The sequence below is a fragment of the Pseudomonas sp. LBUM1673 genome (genome assembly GCF_059695645.1).
Genome location: NZ_CP166780.1, coordinates 4,208,245 through 4,225,248, shown reverse-complemented (window position 1 = coordinate 4,225,248; position 17,004 = coordinate 4,208,245). Strand labels below are relative to the sequence as shown.

General features: G+C 51.9%; 13 protein-coding genes and 1 pseudogene. 7 read left to right on the top strand and 7 right to left on the bottom strand.

Features of this window, described 5'->3' with window-relative positions:
- The first annotated feature begins 24 nt into the window (after window positions 1-24).
- Window positions 25-1,398: a transposase gene (locus tag ACA044_RS19510; protein WP_497442858.1), complete on the top strand. Its 1,374-nt coding sequence runs from the start codon at window positions 25-27 to the stop codon at window positions 1,396-1,398.
- A 472-nt stretch (window positions 1,399-1,870) separates the two neighbouring features.
- Here the strand turns inward: ACA044_RS19510 and ACA044_RS19505 are convergent, their stop codons facing one another.
- The gene (locus tag ACA044_RS19505) at window positions 1,871-3,547 is read right to left on the bottom strand and encodes a reverse transcriptase domain-containing protein (RefSeq protein WP_497442857.1); all 1,677 of its coding nucleotides are present in this window, start codon (window positions 3,545-3,547) and stop codon (window positions 1,871-1,873) included.
- 415 nt (window positions 3,548-3,962) lie between these two features.
- A complete protein-coding gene (locus ACA044_RS19500; protein ID WP_497442856.1) occupies window positions 3,963-5,336 on the bottom strand; it encodes a transposase in 1,374 nt (457 codons plus the stop codon).
- A 622-nt stretch (window positions 5,337-5,958) separates the two neighbouring features.
- Between ACA044_RS19500 and ACA044_RS19495 the strand changes: the two genes are divergently transcribed.
- Window positions 5,959-7,254, top strand: coding sequence for an NRAMP family divalent metal transporter (locus ACA044_RS19495; RefSeq protein WP_497442855.1), 1,296 nt, complete (start codon window positions 5,959-5,961; stop codon window positions 7,252-7,254).
- A gap of 536 nt (window positions 7,255-7,790) precedes the next feature.
- Here ACA044_RS19495 and ACA044_RS19490 read toward each other — a convergent pair.
- The 5 genes from ACA044_RS19490 to ACA044_RS19470 form a co-directional block, all read right to left on the bottom strand.
- Window positions 7,791-8,822 (bottom strand): sensor histidine kinase, encoded by a 1,032-nt coding sequence (locus ACA044_RS19490; RefSeq protein ID WP_497442854.1) that lies wholly within the window; start codon window positions 8,820-8,822, stop codon window positions 7,791-7,793.
- A 9-nt stretch (window positions 8,823-8,831) separates the two neighbouring features.
- On the bottom strand, window positions 8,832-10,307 hold the full coding sequence (locus tag ACA044_RS19485) for an ATPase domain-containing protein (RefSeq protein ID WP_497442853.1): 1,476 nt from the start codon (window positions 10,305-10,307) through the stop codon (window positions 8,832-8,834).
- Window positions 10,304-10,738, bottom strand: coding sequence for a hypothetical protein (locus ACA044_RS19480; protein ID WP_497442852.1), 435 nt, complete (start codon window positions 10,736-10,738; stop codon window positions 10,304-10,306). Before ACA044_RS19480 ends, ACA044_RS19485 begins: the two co-directional genes overlap by 4 nt.
- Window positions 10,739-10,838: 100 nt before the next feature.
- Complete coding sequence (locus ACA044_RS19475; protein WP_497447267.1) at window positions 10,839-11,375, bottom strand: hypothetical protein; 537 nt, start codon at window positions 11,373-11,375, stop codon at window positions 10,839-10,841.
- 187 nt (window positions 11,376-11,562) lie between these two features.
- Entirely contained in the window at window positions 11,563-11,928 is a 366-nt protein-coding gene (locus ACA044_RS19470; protein WP_497442851.1) for a histone-like nucleoid-structuring protein, MvaT/MvaU family, read from the bottom strand.
- 362 nt (window positions 11,929-12,290) lie between these two features.
- On the opposite strand from ACA044_RS19470, the pseudogene ACA044_RS19465 reads away from it, so the two are divergent.
- The 5 genes and pseudogenes from ACA044_RS19465 to ACA044_RS19445 all read left to right on the top strand — a co-directional run bounded on the left by ACA044_RS19465 (window position 12,291) and on the right by ACA044_RS19445 (window position 16,879).
- Window positions 12,291-12,557, top strand: a pseudogene (locus ACA044_RS19465) (hypothetical protein).
- Window positions 12,558-13,237: 680 nt separating this feature from the next.
- Complete coding sequence (locus ACA044_RS19460; RefSeq protein WP_497442850.1) at window positions 13,238-14,170, top strand: GGDEF domain-containing protein; 933 nt, start codon at window positions 13,238-13,240, stop codon at window positions 14,168-14,170.
- Window positions 14,171-14,379: 209 nt separating this feature from the next.
- The gene (locus tag ACA044_RS19455; RefSeq protein ID WP_497442849.1) at window positions 14,380-15,816 is read left to right on the top strand and encodes an IS1182 family transposase; all 1,437 of its coding nucleotides are present in this window, start codon (window positions 14,380-14,382) and stop codon (window positions 15,814-15,816) included.
- 273 nt (window positions 15,817-16,089) lie between these two features.
- On the top strand, window positions 16,090-16,305 hold the full coding sequence (locus tag ACA044_RS19450; protein ID WP_053184852.1) for a hypothetical protein: 216 nt from the start codon (window positions 16,090-16,092) through the stop codon (window positions 16,303-16,305).
- A 193-nt stretch (window positions 16,306-16,498) separates the two neighbouring features.
- A complete protein-coding gene (locus ACA044_RS19445; protein WP_009043509.1) occupies window positions 16,499-16,879 on the top strand; it encodes a hypothetical protein in 381 nt (126 codons plus the stop codon).
- Window positions 16,880-17,004 lie beyond the last annotated feature (125 nt).

Genomic DNA, 17,004 nt, shown 5'->3' with positions numbered 1-17,004 from the left:
TTGGCCGACGGGGGATCACACAGCATGATGGGACAGTTATCGAGTGGGCAGGAGCGACTGTTTTACTCGTTCAACCTTGAAGATCACATCCCAGCCAATCACCTTCTGCGCAGCATTGATCAATGTCTCGATCTGAGCGACCTGCGCCATTACCTCGCCGATTTCTATAGCCCGATTGGGCGTCCGTCGATTGATCCTGAACTGATGATCCGCATGCTGATCGTCGGCTACTGCTACGGTATTCGCTCAGAGCGGCGATTGTGCGAAGAGGCCCATTTGAACCTGGCATATCGCTGGTTCTGCCGGTTGAGCCTTGAGGATGAAGTCCCTAATCACTCGACCTTTTCCAAGAACCGACACGGCCGTTTTCGGGACAGTGATCTGTTTCGCTGGTTGTTTAATGAAGTGCTGCGTCGCTGCATGGACGCAGGCCTGGTTAAAGGCGAAGGCTTTGCCGTGGACGCCAGCATCATCAAAGCGGATGCCAGTCGGCAGCGCGGCGTACCGGGTGATGAACAGGTCAACTGGAGCGATCCGGCCCTGAGCACCCGCGCCGTGCGTGAGTACCTTGCAGGCCTCGATGAAGAGGCTTTGGTCGAAACGCTACCGAAGCGCCTGTCGCTGACGGATCCTCAGGCCCGCTGGACCGCTGCTCCAGGCGGCCCAGCGTTCTACGCTTACTCCACGAATTATCTGATCGATACCGAGCACGGCGTGATCATGGATGTGGAACCCACACCGGCTCATCGCACCGCAGAAGTCGAGAGCACCAAGACCATGATCGACCGGGTTGAAGCGCAGTTCGACATCAAGCCAGAGCGCCTCATTGGCGACACCGCTTACGGTACCGCGCCGATGCTGGCCTGGATGGTGGAGGAAAAAGACATCGAACCGCATGTGCCGGTGTGGGACAAAACTGAGCGCAAGAACGACAGCTTTTCGAGTAACGATTTCCACTGGAATGAAGAGGCCGAGGAATATCGCTGCCCAGCCGGCAACGTATTACGCAGCGAATGGCGAGCCTTCAAGAACGAGCGTTCGCACGTCACCAAAGCCAACACCATCATCTTCCGATCCAGACAGACCGACTGCGTTGCCTGTCCGATGAAAGCCAAGTGCTGCCCGAACACTTCGATTCGTAAGATCGTCCGCAGCGTCCATGAAGCCGCTCGTGATGTGGCTCGACGCATCGCAGCGACGCCGGAGTACGTGCGCTCTCGCCACGAACGTAAGAAGGTCGAAATGTTGTTTGCCCACCTCAAGCGCATCCTGAAACTGGATCGCTTGCGACTACGTGGCATGAGTGGCGCGTCCGATGAATTCACGCTGGCCGCTGCGGTGCAGAACCTACGACGTCTGGCCAAACTTGCATCTCAAGGGCCACCTTCTACGGGATAGGTGCGCCTGCACGAAGCAAAAAACCTCAAACTAACCCACTAACAGAGCAGCAAAGATCAACGAAGGGCCGAGAAACCACTCAATGTGGTGAGTAGGTTCTCCGGTGGTGGTCGTGCCTGAGTTCAGGCGAGATGAAAATCCGACTTTTTCAACAGAATCGGCCAGAAGCAGACGCTCGTGACCGACTGCTTACGTCTGATTGTTGCACGTCAGGAATGACAGCTAATGGCCGATTCTGTTGAAAAAGTCGGCTTCGGATTCCACGGCAGAAAAGTACGTGCCTGAGATTGAAATCTGTGTTTTGGGCAGAAGGCTCAGGACTCGGATTTCACGTAGCAGCGTGCAAAAGTGGTGTTTTCACCCATCAATATTCGTGCGTTTTGGGCAAACCGACTTTTTCAACAGAATCGGCCGAAAGCGGTCCTTCGTAAATACTTTGTTTAGTCAAAAGCAGGTAGTGAGCTATCTGGAATCACTTCCTAAAAAGATTTTTAATTTCTTGGATCTTTGTAAATAATGGAAGAAAGCCTTCAAATGAGACATCCTCGAAAGGAGCGACACCATCATAAATATTTGTTGCGAAATCAAACTTGCTTAACGCCACACTAGCCTTTGTGGAAATATTTATAACACCTGAGTCGCAGATCAATGATTTTGGAGGGGTTCTGATAAAGACACAAGGATCTTTGAGATGGCAACTATGTTTATCAAACTCACTTTTTGAGTATAAGCGCCTTCCAGCGACATCAACTTTAAATAGGTCTGAGTCCTTGTACAGATGCTCTATACAGATATCGACTTCAACTCTAAAATCAGGCCGAGGTATAATCAAGCTAAAAACATTATTGTTATGATCCATGTAGTCGCCAGATGAGCCACCCATACTTTTTACATAAGGCTGCTCATCTCGATCAAATACACAAATTGTAAGGCAGCGCTGAGCATTTGCGCTAAGAGTCTCGCACAAGGACTTTAAGTTGCTGCTTCCATATTCCCTTTGGTTGGGAAACGTCAGATTGAGATCTAGGTACAACCCTTTACTCTGAGCATCTCTGAAAGCTTTCTCTATATGTTTTTTATCAGTCACACCCTCTACAAAAAGCTGGACCTCTTCGATAACCGATAAGGCCGACACTTTGGCGTCGAATGTGAATTTATCATCCAATCTCTTAAGCTTCTTAGCGAGGCTTAGATAGACCGGATCAGCCTCGCCTTTAACATGCTTTACAAAATTGATTTGGCCACGCACAACCCATCGGAATCGCGGAGGCTCACCTACCCTGCTCTTTGAATCTACTTTACTGCGCCAATGCTCCTCGGCAGCTTCTAAGCCAAACTTCTCCCAAGAATAAAGCGCTGCTCGAATTTTTTTAATATACTCACGCGGTACATTTGTACGGGAATTTACGACAATTCCAGTTATGACCTGGCGCTGAGAGATCGGCTTAAGAGAGGTTTTTTCTTCATTCGGCAGGAAGCCCGCGCGCAGAATCTCAAGCTTCAACTCTTCTCCAATTATCACATTACTCTCGGTATCGCTTTTTCGTGCCAGTGCGGTGGGGAACGAACCATTGCTGGTAGAAAAAAACAAATCATCTGCGTATCGAGTGTAATAGCATTTATGCTTGGATGCCAGGCGCTTCAAATTATAGTCTAAGCCCTTGCAAATAACGTTTGTAATCCATGGGCTTAATGGGCTTCCTTGTGGTAGAACTCCATCTTTAGTGCTGATCAGCGCAAGCGCTCGTGCGGCCTTTGGCTCCATGTCAAAAGGCGGGTTTCTAAACATCCCAGAGACACGCCCAATAGTTATGCTTGGGAAAAAGTCTTTTATATCGACTCTTAGCACCCACCTTTGCCTAACATGGATAGCGCTATTTTGAAGAATACCCCGCCCAGGAATGTACCCATAGACACAGTGCCTGAAAGTCACTTCCTGAGATAGTTTGTTGAGGATCGTTCGTTGAAGCTCTTTTAGACCCCGGACGGGGGCATCAATTGTGCGCTCACCCCCTGAACGTTTTTTGATAGAAAAACAGGTGTACGCTTTAGTGGAGTCGAGATAATAAGCATAATACGCAACCACCCCCTTTTTGACCCCGATGAAACTCGCGAGGTCTTGATTATTTTTTACCTGGGGAATAGCCATCTCAAGTCCTTTAAATGGAAAAGCACACTCAGGACTCCAACTACGCAGAGCTATCCATCTGCGCGCGACTCGAAGAGTCAAAGGTGTAAGTACAACAAGCTAAGACGAATCAATCTTAGAAATGCGAGTCCTGAGTGAGCGATTGGATCATAATTCAGTTACAGCAATCTGCCAAGGTTGCAACAAAAACTAGGCTCTGAGGTTCACGAGCGCTCGGATAAAAGTAAAAGGCGAACGCGAAGGGCTGCTTTTGGCCGATTCTGTTGAAAAAGTCGGATTTTCATCTCGCCTGAACTCAGGCACGACCACCACCGGAGAACCTACTCACCACATTGAGTGGTTTCTCGGCCCTTCGTTGATCTTTGCTGCTCTGTTAGTGGGTTAGTTTGAGGTTTTTTGCTTCGTGCAGGCGCACCTATCCCGTAGAAGGTGGCCCTTGAGATGCAAGTTTGGCCAGACGTCGTAGGTTCTGCACCGCAGCGGCCAGCGTGAATTCATCGGACGCGCCACTCATGCCACGTAGTCGCAAGCGATCCAGTTTCAGGATGCGCTTGAGGTGGGCAAACAACATTTCGACCTTCTTACGTTCGTGGCGAGAGCGCACGTACTCCGGCGTCGCTGCGATGCGTCGAGCCACATCACGAGCGGCTTCATGGACGCTGCGGACGATCTTACGAATCGAAGTGTTCGGGCAGCACTTGGCTTTCATCGGACACGTAGCACAGTCGGTCTGTCTGGATCGGAAGATGATGGTGTTGGCTTTGGTGACGTGCGAACGCTCGTTCTTGAAGGCTCGCCATTCGCTGCGTAATACGTTGCCGGCTGGGCAGCGATGTTCCTCGGCCTCTTCATTCCAGTGGAAATCGTTACTCGAAAAGCTGTCGTTCTTGCGCTCAGTTTTGTCCCACACCGGCACATGCGGTTCGATGTCTTTTTCCTCCACCATCCAGGCCAGCATCGGCGCTGTACCGTAAGCGGTGTCGCCAATGAGGCGCTCTGGCTTGATGTCGAACTGCGCTTCAACCCGGTCGATCATGGTCTTGGTGCTCTCGACTTCTGCGGTTCGATGAGCCGGTGTGGGTTCCACATCCATGATCACGCTGTGCTCGGTATCGATCAGATAATTCGTGGAGTAAGCGTAGAAAGCTGGGCCGCCTGGAGCAGCGGTCCAGCGGGCCTGAGGATCCGTCAGCGACAGGCGCTTCGGTAGCGTTTCGACCAAAGCCTCTTCATCGAGGCCTGCAAGGTACTCACGCACGGCGCGGGTGCTCAGGGCCGGATCGCTCCAGTTGACCTGTTCATCACCCGGTACGCCGCGCTGCCGACTGGCATCCGCTTTGATGATGCTGGCGTCCACGGCAAAGCCTTCGCCTTTAACCAGGCCTGCGTCCATGCAGCGACGCAGCACTTCATTGAACAACCAGCGAAACAGATCACTGTCCCGAAAACGGCCGTGTCGGTTCTTGGAAAAGGTCGAGTGATTAGGGACTTCATCCTCAAGGCTCAACCGGCAGAACCAGCGATATGCCAGGTTCAAATGGGCCTCTTCGCACAATCGCCGCTCTGAGCGAATACCGTAGCAGTAGCCGACGATCAGCATGCGGATCATCAGTTCAGGATCAATCGACGGACGCCCAATCGGGCTATAGAAATCGGCGAGGTAATGGCGCAGGTCGCTCAGATCGAGACATTGATCAATGCTGCGCAGAAGGTGATTGGCTGGGATGTGATCTTCAAGGTTGAACGAGTAAAACAGTCGCTCCTGCCCACTCGATAACTGTCCCATCATGCTGTGTGATCCCCCGTCGGCCAATGCAGAGATTTTGCCGGAGGCCAGCCAGGGGAGCTACTTTTTCAACAGAATCGGCCAAAAGCAGACTGTCTAATCTGCCTTGGCGTGCGTTGCTGGTTGCTGCCTGGCATTAACTGGGCTGATCGACGACCTTAATCTGCGTCAGCCCTACCAACTCAGCCTGCTCTGAAGTTTTCTCCGGTGTCGCGTCCCCTGTGGACATGATCAAGCTGTTCTCACCATCCCCAAAATTCAGCCGTAGTAGGTGCACAGGACAGGCATGCTTTCCAGCGCGATTTTTTCAACCTGAAGGCACAGCAACAGAACGTGATGGCACGTAAGACAAGGGAGCCGCAAGTCGAACCGAACATGATGACTTGGCTAGTGGTGATGTAACGCCTTGGTAACGTGCTTACGGCTACCTAAAAAGCTTTACGCTTGGTTCAATTGAGGGGATAGCGCAAGACCTGAGTGAACGGAATCCTCTCGCCGCTTCTACTTAAGCCCAATGTGAACGGGAAGTCACTTGGCAAAAAAACTCTGAAAAAATTCCGGAACTCCCGTTAAAAAGCCTTAGTCAAAACTTGGTGTGGCATCCGGTGCCCCTGAGAAATCAAAAATGAATAAGAAAGAACTCATAGGCAAGCCTCCGGCTGTTCCCCATCGTTCGTGGATAAAAAAACTAGGGCCCGGCCTCATCACAGGCGCGGCGGATGATGATCCAAGCGGTATAGCGACCTACTCGCAAGCAGGTGCGCAATTTGGCTTTAATACGCTCTGGACGTTGCTTTTCACCTTCCCCCTGATGGTCGGCATTCAGATCATCAGCGCAAAAATAGGCCGAGTCAGCGGGCACGGGCTCGCTACCAACATCCGCAGACATTACCCTTGGCCTTTTTTATATGGCATCGTCGCCCTATTGATGTTTGCCAATACCATCAATATTGCAGCGGACATCGCAGCGATGGGGGCGGCGTTGAAGCTGTTGATAGGCGGATCGTCTCAATTCTACGCAGTCGGCTTTGGTCTGGTTTCTCTGCTTTTGCAGGTGTTCATTCCATACAAGCGCTATGTGCGGGTACTCAAGTGGCTGACACTCGTGTTGCTGGCTTATGTGGGCATTATGTTTGCCGTGCAGATTCCATGGGGGCAGGTCGTTCGCCAGACTGTGTGGCCTCACATGTCCTGGAAGCCGGAGTATATAACCATGGTGGTTGCCATTTTTGGCACAACCATCAGCCCCTATCTCTTTTTCTGGCAAGCATCACAGGAAGTTGAAGACATGGAGGCTGACCCTAAGGCTCAGACGCTGATTGATGCGCCAGACCAGGCGCGAGCCAACTTTACGCGCATCAAAATTGACACAATAGTGGGTATGGGAATTTCGAACCTCATTGCGTTTTTTATTATGTTGACTACAGCTGTCACGCTAAATATGCATGGCACCACAGATATTCAATCGTCCGCACAGGCGGCGGGTGCTTTACGACCGATTGCGGGGGAATTCGCATTTTGGTTGTTCAGCGCAGGCATCATCGGGACCGGTATGTTAGCGGTTCCCGTGCTGGCAGGCTCTGCTGCTTATGCAGTAGCCGGTACCTTTAGATGGAGCAATAGCCTGGCGGCCAAGCCAGAAACAAACAAAGCGTTTTATAGCATTATCACTGCGGCAACATTGTTAGGTGTATTGATCTGCTTTGCTCCGATCGACCCCATCAAAGCATTGTTTTGGAGTGCAGTCGTCAATGGCGTGATTGCGGTGCCTGTCATGTTCATCATGATGTTGATGGCATCGCACAAAGAAATAATGGGCGCTTTCGTCATTCACCTTGGGCTGAGGGTATTGGGCTGGAGCTGCACCATAGCAATGGCTTTTGTCGTGATCGGTATGCTCTGGGGCATGTTTTTAGCGTAGAAGCTTTTTCTGAGATTTAGTCAGGTATCTCAGTCATAGCCAGTGGGTGGTTCCCCAGGAGAATCGTGACTTGGGGCGTCATGCCGTAGCATAAGGCTTGGCCCGGTTGGTCGCACGACCGCTCTCTTTTCGCTCAGTGACCCAGAGGTGATTTCTCCGACTCAAAGGATATGAGAGTTCGGTAGAGATGACTCATTCAGATGAGAATTCCAAGCTGCATACGCGTCCGAATGTTGGGTTACAGCCGCATACCACCTTTTACCGGAAAGTCGCGAGTTGCGACCAACATCATCATTTGGTTAATAGCTGCATCCAGATCTAAAGCAGCTCATGAGATTTAAATCTAAAGTCGTCCGCTGCGTTCATGTCGGATCCTGTGCTCAGCGGGTCTGACTCTATGTTACGAGTTGCAGTACCCACCAAGAAACTTGATTGCGGTTTTTTATGGATCAGCCAGAGCGATGGACGGCAGTAATCTTGTCTGGTGAGAGCTGACCTATGCCCCTGGATTCAGATAAATCGCTGTACACGCCTTTTTATCCGCTTGAATGGATAACCATAGGTAACGTGACCACAAATTCGCTACCCATGCCATCACCCTCGCTCATACCGGTAACTTCGCCGCCGTGCGCCTCAACCAGCTCGCGGACTACTGTCAGTCCGATGCCCAAGCCTGACCCATTGAATCCGACGGCATGCACGTCTTGAACATAGGGGTCGAAAATAAACGGGAGCGCTTTAGCGGAAATGCCGATTCCATTGTCGGAAATGTTTATCTTCAAAACGTCGGACGCTACTGTTACAGAGAGTTCGATTCTACCGTGGGTCGGTGTGTATTTAGCCGCATTCGCCAGAAGGTTGTGGAGAATCTGCGCGAGGCGCCCCGGGTCACCATTGACCATCAAGATGCCATTGGGAAGATGGACGTTGAAATGCTGCTCTTGTGCGCTCATCAAAGGGCGGCACGCATCAATGGCTTCACGCAGAACTTGAATTATGTCGACATCGCGGCGATCAATTCGCAACTTGCCAGTGCTGGCACGGGAGACATCCAGCAGATCATCGACCAGCTGTGACATATGTTGCACTTGGCCTTCGATCAACTCCCGCATCCGAGGCAGCTGATCGCTAGGTAAACGCACCATACGTTCTGCAATCATGCTGATGGGTGTTAATGGGTTACGTAGCTCATGGGCCACTGTCGCCAGTATGCTTTTTTGCTGACTCAGTGCGCGCTCGGCTACAGCCTGAAGGTCTTGAGCGCTGAGCGCGGCTATGACCAGCTGTGCATTAGCCTCACGCAGTTCCTGGTACAAACGTTGCTCTTCCAAGCGTGGGGCGACTATAGCGTCTGACGGCACCAGCAGTTTCGCCGGTACGTGTTGCGGATTAGCCTCAATCACCTGTTCGACCTGCTGACTATCCACCAGCCGGCTGCTGGTGTCGCTCAACTCTTTTTGAAGAGCTGCCAGCACGGCGCGTGCTTCAACGGTTTTCTGACCAAGCAGGAAGAGTTCGTGAGCGGCATTAGCGATTTCACGCTCATTCGTGCCATCGACATTACTCATGAGTCGGGCTCAAGCATTTTTATCTCCTGGATGTGATACACCTGAAATCCGCTTTGTGGGTCGGCCTCCGAGCAGACCTTCTTGTTCATGAAGCATTTCGCCAATCTGCAAGCCGTTTTCATCGACGCGATACAAGCGCAGCTCATCGGAGTGGGCGCTAGCCCGAAGCTTGACCACGGCCATGATGCGGAGCAAGCGGCTCTCTACTTCAATATAGCGTTGGACGATGATGGCGTCGGTGAGAAATGCCGTGCCGTAAGGGCTAAAACGCAAGTCGGTGTAGCGGTCTTCCAGCTCTGAGGTCATCAGCACACTGACCCCAACACTGGTCAGCGCGGTGACCATGCGCGACAGCGATTCACGGAAGTCTTCGCGGAAGGTCGGCGCCAGCGCCAGTTCGAAGCCCGACAACGAGTCGATCACCACACGAGTGGCTTTCAGGCGAGAGATCTCCGCCAACAGCAACTGGACGATTTCGTCGATGGACAGGTCCGGTGCACGACTGTCCACCAAGCCTACCTGACCGCTTTGGATCAACTGAATGAGGGCGGCATTTTGAAAATGATTGGGCCGTTGTTCGAACACCGCGATCACGCCGGTTTCGCCGTTGCGTGCGCCTTCGGCCAGGAACGTCGCCGCCAGGATGCTTTTGCCCGACCCCGACGGCCCAGCCACTAGCAAGGAATAACCACGGGGCAGGCCACCACCCAGCATCTCGTCGAGCTGTGGCACGCCCATTTTCAGGCGCTTAATAGGGAACTCCAGCGGTGCTTCAACCGGGTTGAGTGGCGCGGGTGCAAAGACCTTGATCCCCGACGTCGCAATGCGGAAGGTGTGCAAGCCCGGCAACGTGGGCTGGCCGCGCATCTTCATGATTTCAATCTTGCGTACCATGGAATTGCGCTGCACGCTCTGACGCAGCCAGATCAAGCCATCGGCCACGGTGAAAATCGGGTTGGTGTCGGTTTCGGTGAAGTATTCGCCAATCAGGAAGGTCGTCGCCTGCCAGGTGGTCATCAACATGCCCAGTTGCTGAACAAACTGCGGCAGGTTGTTGTTGGGGTTGTCCTGGGTCTGGCTGGCCAGCACCACCGAACGAAACGAGTCGACGAACACCAGCGCTGGAGAGTGCGCCTCGACTTCGCTGACGATGCGCCGCAGCACTTCGTCCAGATTCCCGGCCAGAGTGTCATCGGTCAAGTTGATGTAACGAATCGACTGGTTGATCGCATAGCTGTCGAAAAAATCGAATTGTTGCTGATAACGCAGCATCTTCAGCGGCGGCTCGCCCAATACGGTAAAGAACAGCGCCGGGCGCTCGGGCGTCGCCAGGGCGAACATCATCTGATGCGCCAGGGTCGTTTTGCCACAGCCAGGTGGGCCGGCGATCAGGTTGAACGAAAACTCCGGCAATCCTCCGCCCAGCACCTCGTCCAGTCCTGGCACACCGGTGGCCAGGCGGTTGATAGTCACTTTGGTGCTCATGGCGAATTTTCCTGCGAAGGGGTGTCGCTCAATAAAGGTTCCCACATACCACGAAGCAAACGTGCGGTGAGCGAGGGCCCGATCAGCGTGATCAGCAGCTCGTAAAAGGTGGCCAGCAGCACTTCACCGAAAAACAGGGCATCGACTTCGCTTTGCTCGATGAGTACAGACTTGAGGACAACTAGATCCATGCCTGCCTGCACTCTGTCACAGGTGCCGGCCAGTCGCGGATGAGTTGAAACGCACAGATTGAGGCTGCGGCGATAAAGCGCAGCAACCCCTTGCTGGCCGATGATGGGTCTGAGGGCTGCGTCCATATCCTGCAAGGTTGAAATAATTGCATGGACGGTCTTTGCAAGATCAGCAATGTCACCAACCCGGCGCGCCAGAGAAGCTACGTTCTGGCGGCCCTCTTCGCTTTCCCTGGACATGGCTCAGTAATTTTTGATGGGCACCTCTCGATGGTACACCCTATAACCTGTGATCGAGTTTTCATTTGGACGCAGAGCTGATGATGTCCGAATATCTCTCTCAAGCACCTAGTTTGGTGATTTGGATACAAACCGACCAAATGCCAAGCAATATCCAGAACGTCGCAAAGATCCAAGGCGTGCGCACCGAAAACAGCAACGCCTTTCGATACCCCTTTTGCGTGGACTCTTTCTCACAAAATAAAGGCGATTCGTCATACGCCAACCCCACTACAGGCTCGCTATGCAATAGCTCGCTCTGCTTGAAATGCCAATGGCCGATAATGTCGTATGCCGCACGAATACCGGGCCAAGCATTCAACGAACTTAGCACTCCAAGCAACGTAAGAAACGGTGGTACTACCAGCGTGAACAACTTGCCCCATTCGGGGTTGAGATTGCCCATAGAAGAGGCAAATGCGATGACCAAAAAAGACTGAGATGCCAAAAAGGCGTCAGTTCGATTAGCCAAGATGCTGGTTTCGTACTGAATCTCTCTTCGGTAAAAATCCAAGCGCTCCTTTGGCGACCCGAACATCCTGGCATTGTGCTCGTTTAGTGCGGTGTCACTTATCTGGGAAGTCAAAATTCTCGGCACGGTGGGTTCATCCTCATCAAACATGTGAAGCCGGCTTACCACCCATCCCAACCTGCGAATTGAATTGGATATTTCCCACGTTAGCATTGGTACTCACTAACATCTGTGTTAGCCGGACGTTTAACCGCATTCTTCCGCAACGCCAACAAAAATGGCCCTCTCGGGCCGTTTTGTACTCAAACTAAACTCACTTGGAAAGCCAGGACTCGACGGTGTCGGAGCCATATTTCGCTTTCCACTCTTTCAGTGTTTTTTGGTTGCCTCCCTTAGTTTCTACGACCTCGCCAGTTTGAGGATTCTTGTAAATCTTCACTTGGCGAGGCTTACGACTGCCGGCTTTTTGCCCTGTCGCAGGTGCGCGGCGACCAGCTTGCGGATCAAGCAAATTTACGATGTCTTTCAAGCTGAAACCGTATTTGGCCAGCAAAGCGCGCAGCTTGGTTTCAAATTCGATTTCCTGTTTTAAGCCAGCGTCACCCTTCAAAGCTTCGAGGGCCTGGAGCTGCTCGGCCAGGTGTTTTTCAAGTTGGCGAAATTCTGCGAGCTTCGACATGGAAAACCTCTTTTTAGTTAGTTTCCCCACGTTACACCAAAAACAAAGACGTGCATGAAGTGGCGACGAGAGAAGGCTTGAAAAGGCGCAAATACGGAAGATTGCCGCGATAGCGCAATCTTTGAGAACGGTTTGCGGAACGGAATCGCTAGTGAAGGTGTCGTCTGTATTAGGCACCTTGGTGTCAAAATCCCATTCAAATGAGAGGTGGCTTCAATGAACAATATTATCTACATCGTCGGGGCAGTTGTGATCGCCCTCGTTATTCTGTCGTTTGTCGGCCTTGTCTAGATTTAGCTGCTGAGAACCGCCTTGGTGGTGCTAGCCGCGCACGGCTTTTGGATTCACAAGGCGTACCCAACATGTATCCAACGACTCCCGACGGTCGCTACTTTGTAGTCAAAGGGCAGCTATAGCGTTGTAGCAACCCATCGTTGCCTGCGGATGTTCGGCAGAGTCTCGTCGACGAACTCATGACAGCACGCCGTGAGGTATACGCCGCGAAAGCCTCTGGAGACCCTGGGCAGTTGTCGGCGGCAAGAGCATTCGTGCAAACCGCGAAGGAAGCGTTTGGGGAGCGCGGGCCAGTTTGGTGGGACGACGTGAACTCTGACTTCAACAGACGTTAGATTACCAATACATCCTATACGGACTGGTACCGCTCATTGAGTGCCGCAAACCCGCCTGCGAGTTGACCGCTAAACGCCCTCAAAATTATATCCCAGCGATAATTATTGCTGAGCCATAACTTAAAATAATTCAGCCTGGGCAATCGGATGAAGCCACCAGGTAATGCGGACAACCGGCAATACACAGTCCATAGCTGATCAACCAGTGTCGTGAAGCTATGGCTCATCATCTCCCTGCGCATCCTCAAATTAGGATTGGCTAGCTCGCTCGCCCAGCGCATAGTTACCTACCCCATCGACGGTTCCATTGATTTTGCCAATCATGCTTCAAAGCTTGATGCCTAAGTAATATGCATGCGGCGGGAAGCTAACGGACAGAAGCTGTCTGTCATCAGGCGGTCGCGCGGAAAAGAAGTGACCGGTTAAGCCCTTAATATGGCTGATGTCATTGTGCCCCAATGTAGTGTCATTTCTGATGCAATTCAACGCAGCTAAGGCCATTTCAGCGGAGCTTTTGACTGAAATCAATCCCCACTATTATCGAATAGTATAGAAAAACAGACATTGTATTTTTTTCAACGACTACACTTGTAACTTAAGTAGTATAATTAATTGTGATATCTAGATGTTATTTCCCTTGAAAACAGCGCCCTCCCTTTGATCCTAATAGCGGACTTTACATGAAGATTGAAATTCTTAAACAAGCGGTTATGGACTCACGGGACGGCATCACCATCTCCGACAATTGCATCGACGACAATCCGTTGATTTTTGTAAATCCTGCTTTTGAGCGAATGACTGGCTACTCGTTCGAAGAAATTACTAATATTAACTGTCGATACCTACAAAGAAACGATCGAAAACAGCCTGAACTGGAAATTGTTCACAATGCCGTTAAAAAAGGCGAGTACTGCCTCGTAACCTTGCGAAACTACCGCAAGGATGGAACTATGTTTTGGAACGAGTTGAGCATATCGCCAATTCATGATGAGAACGGGACTGTAACCAACTTTATTGGAATCCAAAAAGATGTAACACCCAGAATGATAATACAACAACAACTTCGCGACGAGCATCAGTCTCTCGAAAAAATGAAAATACACTTCGAGCAACTATCCATAAAAGATGGACTCACAGGCATTTACAATCGTCGTTTCTTTGATACGCAGTTCGAAATTCAATGTAAAATTGCATGTCGCAATGGCGACTCATTGACTCTTGCCATGATTGATGTTGATCACTTCAAATCATTCAATGATATTTATGGGCATCAAGTTGGCGATGAAGCGTTAATACGTGTCGCAGATAGTTTGAATAAGTCCTTCCAGCGAGGCTCTGATTTTGCAGCCAGGTATGGCGGCGAAGAATTTGTGATTCTGTCCAACGGCATGGCGAAAGACCAGGCAGCTCTGTATGTCAAGTCGCTATGCCAACGAGTGCGAGATTTGAGAATACCGCACTCCGCTTCCAGCACAGGCTACTTGACGATAAGCATCGGTTTTTCAGTTCATACATTTGGTCCACTGCACCCGTCTAACGTACTGCTGGCGCAAGCCGATAAGGCTCTCTATGTAGCTAAAGAACGGGGAAGAGATCAATCTTTTAGTCTTTAGGTTCTGACGACAATCTGGAGAAAATGGCGTTTGCATCACCATCATGTCGCCCCCCCTAAAGGGCACTTTTGGTCGCCCCAGGGCTGGTCGTCGCCGGCAGCAATCGGCCATTTTGCGCTTGTTCTCAATGTCAGCTATGGGTCCAGGCTGTGTGAAAACACCTGCAATTGTCTAATCTTCTGATCGTCTAGATCGTATCGGGGGCGATCATGAAGCGATTTATTGAAGGTGAGGCTCGGACGCAAGTAACGCTGCTGCCAGAGTGTCTGGACGATTACGTAGCCGAAGAAAATCCAGTGCGCGTGGTCGATGTTTTCGTCGATGAACTCGACCTGGGCGCACTTGGTTTTGAGGGCGTCGATCCTGCCGCAACTGGTCGTCCGGCCTACCACCCAGCGGTGTTGCTGAAGATCTATATCTACGGCTACCTCAATCGGATTCAGTCCAGCCGCCGGCTTGAGCGTGAGGCCGAGCGCAACGTCGAGTTGATGTGGCTAACGGGGCGCTTGGCTCCGGACTTCAAAACCATTGCCGACTTTCGCAAAGACAACGGCAAAGCCATTCGCAGCGTATGCCGCCAGTTCGTAGTTCTTTGCCGCAACCTCAATCTCTTCTCTCAGTCGATCATCGCCATCGACGGCAGCAAATTCAAAGCCGTCAATAATCGCGACCGCAACTTCACTCAGGGCAAGGTGAAGGCACGCATGCAGCAGATCGAGCAGAGCATTGATCGCTATCTGGCGGCGATGGATTCGGCGGATCGGGCAACGCCCGAAGTGGCCGAGGCCAAAGCAGAGCGGCTTAAAGAAAAGATAGAAACACTGAAAAAGCAGATGCAGAAACTCAAGGAAATCGAGGTGCAGCTCCACGAAAGTCCAGACCAGCAGATCTCCCTCACAGACCCAGATGCACGCTCAATGGCCACGAGCGGCCGAGGCACCGGAACGGTTGGCTACAACGTACAAACAGCTGTCGACGACAAATACCATCTGATCATTGCCCATAAGGTGACCAACGTTGGTAATGATCGTGGGCAACTGAGCAATATGGCGAACCAAGCGCGTGAAGAAATCGAGGCTGAATCGCTAACGGTGGTTGCCGACCGAGGCTATTACAAAGGTCTGGAAATCCTTGCTTGCGAGCAAGCCGGCATCACTACCTACGTACCGAAACCCCTCACATCTGGCAGCAAAGCCGAAGGCAGATTCGGCAAGCAGGATTTCATTTATCTTATTGCGTCGGACGAGTATCGATGCCCTGCGGGGCAGTTACTAACCAGGCGGCATTCGTCGATGGAAGACGGCATGTTATTGCATTGTTACTACTTCTCGGGCTGCCAGTCCTGCTCAATGCAAAAGCAATGTACGACGGGAAAGGAGCGCCGTGTGAAGCGCTGGGAACATGAGGCTGTAGTCGACGCGATGCAGGTTCGGCTAGAACATGATCCAGCGATGATGAGGGTTCGTCGACAGACCGTTGAACATCCTTTTGGAACGCTCAAGTACTGGATGGGAAGTACCCACTTCCTGACCAAAACCCTGCCGAGGGTGAGCACTGAGATGAGCCTTCATGTGCTCGCCTACAACCTCAAACGAATGATGAGCATCTTCGGCATCGCAGGACTGCTTGAGGCGATCAGGGCGTGAATCCAGCCGTTTCGCTCGCCAGTTAGCGACCCAAACGGCATTACGAACGTCTATGTCACTGACTAAGCTAATTCGCGCTTCCGCCCGCTGATTCCATAGGCAACCCTCGCGACTCTCAGTTTTTGAGATATTTAGCGCGTTTTCACACAGCCTGGGTCGAAAGTAGCCGGTGACAGCTTCATCAATTGACCATACTCCAATCAACCTATTGCAGGTTCCAATTGGGGGCACTGTCGCTGCTATGCTTGAGCTTTCTCGAAAGGAATCGACACCATGCCAAGCGATTATTCACTGTCGGATGTACTGGAAAGGCTGTTCGAAAATCAGCAGGCCTTAGAGGCGGCCATTATGGAGTTGACCCTGCTGATTGAGGAGCAAGGGGCACAGGAAGTGGGCGGAAATGTCCGTGGTGCACTGTGGACCATGGGTGAAAACGCCGGTCATATCAAACAAGGCCTGGCTCGATTGAAGAAATTGGACATCGGCTAGGCACACCTTTGCCAAGGCTGCCTGAATCCGACTCCAAAGTGCCTATGGGCGCATCGTTCGAGGGTTCTGACGACGATTAGACGCTTGATGCCAAAAAGAGGCGGAGAGTTGATTCTGGCAAGCGATGAGCAGACATTTTTTTGCGATTTACTCTGATACGCTGCTGAAGCACTCGTTTACAGGAGTTGTTCGCATGATTGGCAAGTTAATTTCGACGGGGTTCAGTTTGGCCACCTTGCCCGCCCGCCTGACTTTTCGCAGCGTCCGCGCCTTGGCCATGACGCCTGCTGAAGCCAGCCGCCTGCTGGCGGACATGCGTCAGGCATCGGATCAGGCGGTGCAGGAACTCCAGGGGCTGTTGGCCAATGTCGATGCGGACATGACCCACAAAACGGCGCACCTCAGTGCTGCCGACAAGCGCCTGGCAGCCGAACTGGCCTTGCACGCCGCCGAACAACACCTGAACATGGCCGCGATCAACATTCTGCGGGCCGTCTGGCTGACGCTTCACTCGACGCCGAACTTGCCGCCAAGCGAGCTTGATAAGCGGCTTGAACAGACACGTAACGACTAACAGACCGTCCGGCGGATCGGTCGATCCGAGCGAGAAATGGGAGCTCAGCATCCTTGAATCGGCGCTTCATGTGCAGGTGGGGTTTATGGAGCGCTTACAATTCGGTTAGTCAGTCCGGTTCACCT

Bases quoted from the DNA above. Each gene is read 5' to 3' on its own strand.
- ACA044_RS19510 (WP_497442858.1), top strand. From the start codon at position 25: ATGATGGGACAGTTATCGAGTGGGCAGGAGCGACTGTTTTACTCGTTC.
- ACA044_RS19505 (WP_497442857.1), bottom strand. From the start codon at position 3,547: ATGGCTATTCCCCAGGTAAAAAATAATCAAGACCTCGCGAGTTTCATC.
- ACA044_RS19500 (WP_497442856.1), bottom strand. From the start codon at position 5,336: ATGATGGGACAGTTATCGAGTGGGCAGGAGCGACTGTTTTACTCGTTC.
- ACA044_RS19495 (WP_497442855.1), top strand. From the start codon at position 5,959: ATGAATAAGAAAGAACTCATAGGCAAGCCTCCGGCTGTTCCCCATCGT.
- ACA044_RS19490 (WP_497442854.1), bottom strand. From the start codon at position 8,822: ATGAGTAATGTCGATGGCACGAATGAGCGTGAAATCGCTAATGCCGCT.
- ACA044_RS19485 (WP_497442853.1), bottom strand. From the start codon at position 10,307: ATGAGCACCAAAGTGACTATCAACCGCCTGGCCACCGGTGTGCCAGGA.
- ACA044_RS19480 (WP_497442852.1), bottom strand. From the start codon at position 10,738: ATGTCCAGGGAAAGCGAAGAGGGCCGCCAGAACGTAGCTTCTCTGGCG.
- ACA044_RS19470 (WP_497442851.1), bottom strand. From the start codon at position 11,928: ATGTCGAAGCTCGCAGAATTTCGCCAACTTGAAAAACACCTGGCCGAG.
- ACA044_RS19460 (WP_497442850.1), top strand. From the start codon at position 13,238: ATGAAGATTGAAATTCTTAAACAAGCGGTTATGGACTCACGGGACGGC.
- ACA044_RS19455 (WP_497442849.1), top strand. From the start codon at position 14,380: ATGAAGCGATTTATTGAAGGTGAGGCTCGGACGCAAGTAACGCTGCTG.
- ACA044_RS19450 (WP_053184852.1), top strand. From the start codon at position 16,090: ATGCCAAGCGATTATTCACTGTCGGATGTACTGGAAAGGCTGTTCGAA.
- ACA044_RS19445 (WP_009043509.1), top strand. From the start codon at position 16,499: ATGATTGGCAAGTTAATTTCGACGGGGTTCAGTTTGGCCACCTTGCCC.